This window comes from Curvibacter sp. EU05-FHT14A10, assembly GCF_058791075.1.
The window spans coordinates 1-683 of the sequence record NZ_JBYTDE010000049.1 but is presented as its reverse complement, the minus strand read 5'-3'; the positions used below and the strand labels follow the sequence as shown (position 1 = coordinate 683).

The following is a 683-nucleotide window of genomic DNA, read 5'->3' as shown; positions in this document are numbered from 1 at the left end:
GTGGCGCCTTCCTTGGGGCCCAGCTCGATGTAGCTGCGCACCTTGGCCAGGTGGGCGGGGCTGATCATGGGGCCCACGATGGTTTTTTCGTCCAGCGGGTCGCCCACGGTGATGCGGCGGGCGCGCTCGGCGAACTTCTGCGCAAAGTCGGCGTAGATCGACTTTTGCACCAGGATGCGGCTGCCGGCGGTGCAGCGCTCGCCGTTGTTGCTGAAGATCATGAACACGGCGGCGTCCAGGGCGCGGTCCAGGTCGGCGTCGGCAAAGATCACGAAGGGGCTCTTGCCGCCCAGCTCCATGCTGAATTTCTTGAGGCCCGCGCTTTGCACGATGCGGTTGCCGGTGGCGGTGGAGCCGGTGAAGCTGATGGCGCGCACATCGGGGTGGCTGCACAGGGGTTCGCCGGCCTGCTGGCCATAGCCGTGCACGATGTTGAGCACGCCGGCGGGGATGCCGGCCTCCAGGGCCAGCTCGCCCAGGCGGGCGGCGGACAGGGGGGAGAGCTCGCTCATCTTGAGCACGGCGGTGTTGCCGAAGGCCAGGCAGGGGGCCACCTTCCAGGTGGCGGTCATGAAGGGCACGTTCCAGGGGCTGATGAGGGCGCACACGCCCACGGGGTGGAACAGGGTGTAGTTGAGGTGGGTGGGGGTGGGGTAGGTGTGGCCGTCCACGCGGGTGCACAT

Annotated in this window: 1 protein-coding gene; it reads right to left on the bottom strand. The window is 68.1% G+C overall.

Going from position 1 to position 683, the window contains the following annotated elements; translation table 11 throughout:
• On the bottom strand, positions 1 to 683 hold a 683-nt coding region (locus tag AC3WUT_RS30165; protein ID WP_492350757.1), incomplete at both ends, for an aldehyde dehydrogenase family protein.